Source organism: Ilumatobacter sp., from assembly GCF_039969435.1.
Taxonomy (GTDB): domain Bacteria; phylum Actinomycetota; class Acidimicrobiia; order Acidimicrobiales; family Ilumatobacteraceae; genus Ilumatobacter_A.
Map to the genome: position 1 here is coordinate 1 of NZ_JBDVNU010000031.1, position 5,481 is coordinate 5,481.

A 5,481-nucleotide genomic window follows, 5' to 3' on the forward strand; every position below is an offset into this window, starting at 1 on the left:
GGTGGCGGTGGAGGGGGCATCTCGCTCATCGGAGCGCCCGTGCCGTCGGTCGTCGGGTTGCGTTCATCGTCATCAGTCCATTCCGGCATTCGCTCGGCTCGTCCGACGTCGCGACGCAAGACGTCATGGGTATCGACCGCCGCACGGCCACACTTGACCGTTCCGAGACGAAGTTCTCCCCGTCCCGCCCGACGTCACGTCCCCATCTCCGCCGGCACGCCGACGTTCGCGCCGTGGTTCGGGCTCGCCACGTGATGCGCCGATCCGTCCCGTCTGCACACGGGGGACGATGCCGGGCGTGCCGAGCGCGACCCCGGACGCGACGGTGCCCGGTGGCGAACCACCGGGCACCGTTGCACTCTCATCTCACGCAAGCGCTCGACCGATCGGCCGCTGCGATCACGTGAGGGTGATCACTTGACTTCGACGTCGGCGCCGACTTCTTCGAGCTTGGCCTTGGCCGCGTCGGCATCTTCCTTCGAGACCTTCTCGAGGATCGCCTTGGGGGCGCCGTCGACCAGGTCCTTGGCGTCCTTGAGGCCGACACCGAGGAGGTCCTTGACGGCCTTCACGACCTGGATCTTCTGGGCGCCTGCGCCCGCGAGGATCACGTCGAACTCGCTCTGCTCGTCGCCACCGCCGGCATCGCCGCCACCCGCTGCGGGGGCTGCTGCCACGGCTGCCGGAGCAGCTGCGGAGACGTCGAACTTCTCTTCGAAGGCGTCGAGGAGCTCCTTGAGCTCGATGACGGTCATGCTGGAAATTGCGTCGAGGATTTCATCCTTGGACATGTTGTTCTCTCTTTCGATTCTTCAGTTCATGGGCGGGGGCCGTTCGGCACCCCACTTCGATTCATGGGGATGTGGGGTGTTCAGGCAGCTTCTTCCTGCTTCTGAACGAGGGCGTTGAGGCCGTACGCGAACTTGCGTGGCAGTGCCTGGAGCAGACTTGCGGTCTTGACCAGTGGTGCCTGCAGTGCACCGGCGAACTGCGCCAGCAACACGTCGCGCGGGGGAAGATCGGCGAGGACCTTCAGATCGTCTGCCGACATGACGGTGTCACCCATCATGCCGCCCTTGACGACCAGCGCCGGGGTGAGCTTGGCCTGTGCGGTGAGCGCCTTGGCCGACGCAGCCACGTCGCCGGTCACGAATGTGAGCGCCGTCGGGCCGGTCAGGTGTTCGGTCAGCCCTTCCATGCCGGCAGCCGTGGCCGCCAGCTTGACGAGCGTGTTCTTGTACACCTTGTGTTCGGCTCCGGCGTCACGCAGTGGCTTGCGGAGATCCGCGAGCTGACTGACCGTGAGACCGCGGTATTCCGAGACGAACACGGCGCTGGCTCCCTTGAGCTTCGCTGTGACTTCTTCGACCACGGCCACCTTGTCGGGGCGTGGTGTCGTTCCGTTCTTGTTCTCTGACATGTGCATTTCCTCCTTTCGCTGCAACTCGGGGTGCTCGCATCAGAGCGAACACCGACGAGGAGCGAGACACCGACGCACGCAATGCGAATCGGTGTCGTTCTTCGAAGGCATGCACCTCGGTTGGCGACCGTGCCTCGTGCGAGGGGAGTCATTACCCGCTGCCCTGTCGAGCAACGGACCAACGGTCTTGGGCGAGAACCGTGTATGTGACACACGATGATAGGCCCGGCGCAGCGCTTCCACTACCGCCGGTTCGTTCTGGACCCGACATCGATCCGGCGAGCCGGCGGTGGCGGGTCCGCCGTGGCGACGAAGCAACGGCGGACCGCCGCTCCGGGAGACGCCCGTCTACGGCACCGGAGCGGCAGGTCGACCGCTGACTCGATTGATGCTTCGGATCCGTCGGACGGAAACTTGAATCGAGCAGTGCTCAGTATGGCAGTTCGGCCGCCAATTGTCACGCGTTTTGCCAGACACCGATCGAGCCGACTCGAGACCCCTTCCCGTCGAGCGTCCCGGAACGGCAACGGCCCGCCTCGGAGAGGCGGGCCGTCGTCGGTTGTTCGAGCGGATCGAGACGATCCGTCGTCGGGATCACTCGTCGAGCGTCTTCTTCAGCTTGGCGATGTCGATGCGGACACCGGGTCCCATCGTGGCCGACGTCGTGACCTTGCGGATGTATCGACCCTTGGCCGAGGCGGGCTTGGCCCGGTTCAGTTCCTCGACCACGGCGTAGAAGTTCTCGGCGAGCTTGTCGACGTCGAAGCTGGCCTTGCCGATCGGCACCTGCACGTTGGCGTATCGGTCGGTGCGGTACTCGACCTTGCCACCCTTGAACTCCTCCACGGCGCGACCGACGTCGGGGGTGACCGTGCCGGTCTTCGGGTTCGGCATCAGACCGCGCGGGCCGAGCGCACGACCGAGGCGACCGACGAGGGGCATCATGTCGGGAGCGGCGATGACGAGATCGAAGTCCATCATTCCGCCCTCGACCTGCTCGAAGAGGTCGTCGGCTCCGACGAAATCGGCGCCTGCCTCGCGTGCGGCCTCGGCGTTCTCGCCGGTGGCGAAGACGGCGATGCGCACGTCCTTGCCGGTGCCTGCGGGAAGCGCGACGGTGCCACGCACCATCTGGTCGGCCTTGCGCGGGTCGACGCCGAGGCGGATCACGACGTCGATCGACTCGTCGAACTTCGCCGTGGCGGTGTTCTTGGCGTGCGTGACTCCCTCACGCGGTGAGTACATGTGATCGCGATCAAAGGTCTTGAGCGCATCTGCGAATTTCTTACCTGACATTGGTTGTCTCCCTCGGGTAGTGGTTCGTCCGCCGGTCGAGGTGGTGCCGGTCGAGACGTTGGAATGTGTGTTCGTGACGTCAGACGACGTCGATGCCCATCGAGCGGGCGGTTCCCTCGACCTGGAGCTTGGCTCCGGCGAGATCGTTGGCATTCAGGTCGGGCATCTTGATCTCGGCGATCTCGGTGACCTGCGCTGCGGTGATCGAGCCGACGGTCTGGCTGCCCGGATTGTTCGACGCCTTGGTGAGACCGGCCTTCTCGCGGATCAGCGTCGAGGTCGGCGGGGTCTTCAGGATGAACGAGAAGGTGCGGTCCTCGAAGATCGTGATCTCGGTGGGGATGACGGTGCCGGCCTGTGCTTCCGTGGCGGCGTTGTAGCCCTTCACGAAGTCCATGATCGCGATGCCGTGCGGTCCGAGTGCGGTACCGACGGGCGGAGCGGGGCTCGCCTTGCCGGCTTCGATCTGGATCTTGACGACCGCCATGACCTTTTTCTTTGCCATTTCCGTACTTCTCTCTTCGTGTGTTCGTTGCGACGCTGTTGCGGATCGTCGTCGGGGGTGGGTTGATGTCGCGGCGCCGATCCGGGTCGGATCGGCGCGGTGCGCCGGTTACAGCTTCGCGACCTGGCTGAAGTCCATCTCGACCAGCGTCTCGCGGCCGAAGATGTTGACGAGGACCTTCAACTTCATGTGATCGGCGTTGATCTCGGCGATCTCGCCGGTGAAGTCGGCGAACGGGCCTTCCTTCACCCGGACGCTCTCGCCCTCTTCGTAGTCGAGCTTCGCCTTGCGACGAGGCGCCGCTTCGACACCCTCGGTCTTGGGGGTGAGGAAGGTCTTCACCTCACGGCGCGACAGCGGCGTGGGCTTCTGACCCTTGGCGGCCTGGCCGACGAAGCCGGTGATGCCCGGGGTGTTGCGCACGCAGTACCAGGACTCGTCGTCCATCTGGCAACGCACGAGCAGGTAGCCCGGGAAGACCTTCTTCATGACGGTCTGCTTCTTGCCGTTCTTGTACTCGTCGACCTCTTCCATGGGGATGACGATCTCGTAGATCTTGTCCTCCATGTTCATCGACTGGATGCGGGCGTTGAGGTTCGCCGTGACCTTCTTCTCGTAGCCCGACTGCGTGTGCACCACGAACCACTTGCCGGGCCGCTTGTTCGGATCGTCGATCTCCACGGGCTCGACATCGGCCGCGTCGCCGCGGGAGTCGTCGTCGGCGGGATCGATGCCCTGATCGGCGAGTTCGGCTTCCTCGGAGGCGTCGGCCTTCGCGGCCTGCTCGCCGGGCGAGCCCGCTGCGTCCTCCACGAGTTCGTCCGACTCGGCGAGTGCGCTCCCCGTGGGCAACAGGTCGGCGGCTTCGGCCGACGTGATGTCGGTGACGGCCTGATCGTCGACGTCGCGTTCGATCACGGCGTCGCCGGTGGGCAGGAGCTCGTCGACGGCGTTCTCGGTGACCTCGGGTTCGCTCGTGGCGGCCTCGTTCGGGTCGACGTTGGCCATCTCGGCGACGTGGGTGGCGTGCGCGGCACTGTCGACCGGCGACTCGCCCGCAGCGGTGGCGTCCTGCGCCAGATCGGCCACCGCGTCCTCGAGCGCGGCGGTGGATGCCGCAGCATTGGCGGAGGCGGCCTGGAGTTCGGCGTCGAGGTCTCCGAGATTGGACGAGCCCGCTGTGGAGTCGTCGGTCGTGTCGGTGGTGGTGTCGTTGTTGTTGTCGGTCATGTCGTTCACGATGCGGAGTAGAACCACTCGGCGGCCTTGCCGAACCCGAAGTCGAGCCCGCCCACGAGTGCGGTGTAGACGATCACGGTGATCAGCACGACGATCGAGTAGCGGACGACTTCGGGTCGCTTGGGCCACGCGACCTTGCGCATCTCGTCACGGACCTCTTTGAGGTACTGGAGAGGCGTGACGCGGTCCTGCTTCTTCTTGGGCTGCGGCCGAGGGGCGCGCTGCATCTTGCCTTGGTCGTCGAGCGCGCCCATCTTCTTGAGCTGGCGCTTCTGTTCTCGGTTGAGATCGTCCAAAGACATGGTGTTCGCGAGTGCTCTCGATCGTCGGATGGAATGGTGCGAGCCGGGGCCGACCCGCCAGGCGGATCGTGTCGGACTCTTCGTTCGGGTCCGGTACGGACGCGGAGTGCGTGTCCGGATGGACCGTGCAGGGCAGGAGGGATTCGAACCCACGACCGTCGGTTTTGGAGACCGATGCTCTGGCCAGCTGAGCTACTGCCCTTCGTTGGGGACGCCAGGGTACCAGCGACCCCGCGAACCCCGATCCCCACGAGTCGTGGCGACCGGGACGGGTGACCCGCTGAGGCGGGTCAGGTGGTCAGCGGGTTTCCTTGTGCACGGTGTGCTTGCGCTCGTTGCTGCAGTACTTCTGCATCTCGAGGCGCTCGCGGTCGTTCACCTTGGACTTCATGGTGATGTAGTTGCGCCGCTTGCAGTCGGTGCACTCCAGGGTCACTTTGACCCGCTTGTCACTCTTGGCCATGACGGCCTCTCTTTCGTGTCTGTGTACTTCGTGGCGTCACGCGGCGACTCGTCGCGTGACAGACAACGGCCGGCCCGGGTGAACCCGAGCCGGCCGATGACTGATTCGATTGATTACTTGTTGATCTTGGTGACTCGGCCGGCACCCACGGTGCGGCCACCCTCACGGATCGCGAAACGCAGACCCTCGTCCATCGCGATCGGCTTGCCCAACTCCACCGTCATCTCGACGTTGTCACCCGGCATCACCATCTCGG

The 5,481-nt window shown here is 65.0% G+C and carries 7 protein-coding genes, 1 tRNA gene and 1 pseudogene; all 9 read right to left on the reverse strand.

Annotation, left to right across the window (positions count from 1 at the left end; translation table 11 throughout):
• Positions 1–413: 413 nt before the first annotated feature.
• A complete protein-coding gene (gene rplL, locus ABJK40_RS16105; RefSeq protein WP_348415642.1) occupies positions 414–791 on the reverse strand; it encodes a 50S ribosomal protein L7/L12 in 378 nt (125 codons plus the stop codon).
• An 80-nt stretch (positions 792–871) separates the two neighbouring features.
• Positions 872–1,420: a 50S ribosomal protein L10 gene (rplJ, locus tag ABJK40_RS16110; protein WP_348479267.1), complete on the reverse strand. Its 549-nt coding sequence runs from the start codon at positions 1,418–1,420 to the stop codon at positions 872–874.
• A 594-nt stretch (positions 1,421–2,014) separates the two neighbouring features.
• Positions 2,015–2,716, reverse strand: coding sequence for a 50S ribosomal protein L1 (gene rplA, locus ABJK40_RS16115; protein ID WP_348479266.1), 702 nt, complete (start codon positions 2,714–2,716; stop codon positions 2,015–2,017).
• 79 nt (positions 2,717–2,795) lie between these two features.
• On the reverse strand, positions 2,796–3,221 hold the full coding sequence (gene rplK / locus ABJK40_RS16120; RefSeq protein WP_348479265.1) for a 50S ribosomal protein L11: 426 nt from the start codon (positions 3,219–3,221) through the stop codon (positions 2,796–2,798).
• Between the two features lie 108 nt (positions 3,222–3,329).
• Complete coding sequence (gene nusG / locus ABJK40_RS16125) at positions 3,330–4,451, reverse strand: transcription termination/antitermination protein NusG (protein ID WP_348479264.1); 1,122 nt, start codon at positions 4,449–4,451, stop codon at positions 3,330–3,332.
• Between the two features lie 5 nt (positions 4,452–4,456).
• The gene (secE, locus tag ABJK40_RS16130; RefSeq protein WP_348479263.1) at positions 4,457–4,762 is read right to left on the reverse strand and encodes a preprotein translocase subunit SecE; all 306 of its coding nucleotides are present in this window, start codon (positions 4,760–4,762) and stop codon (positions 4,457–4,459) included.
• Between the two features lie 128 nt (positions 4,763–4,890).
• Positions 4,891–4,964: transfer RNA gene (locus tag ABJK40_RS16135), tRNA-Trp, on the reverse strand.
• 96 nt (positions 4,965–5,060) lie between these two features.
• On the reverse strand, positions 5,061–5,225 hold the full coding sequence (gene rpmG, locus ABJK40_RS16140; protein WP_348479262.1) for a 50S ribosomal protein L33: 165 nt from the start codon (positions 5,223–5,225) through the stop codon (positions 5,061–5,063).
• 113 nt (positions 5,226–5,338) lie between these two features.
• A pseudogene (gene tuf, locus ABJK40_RS16145) lies at positions 5,339–5,481 on the reverse strand (elongation factor Tu); the annotation flags it as partial.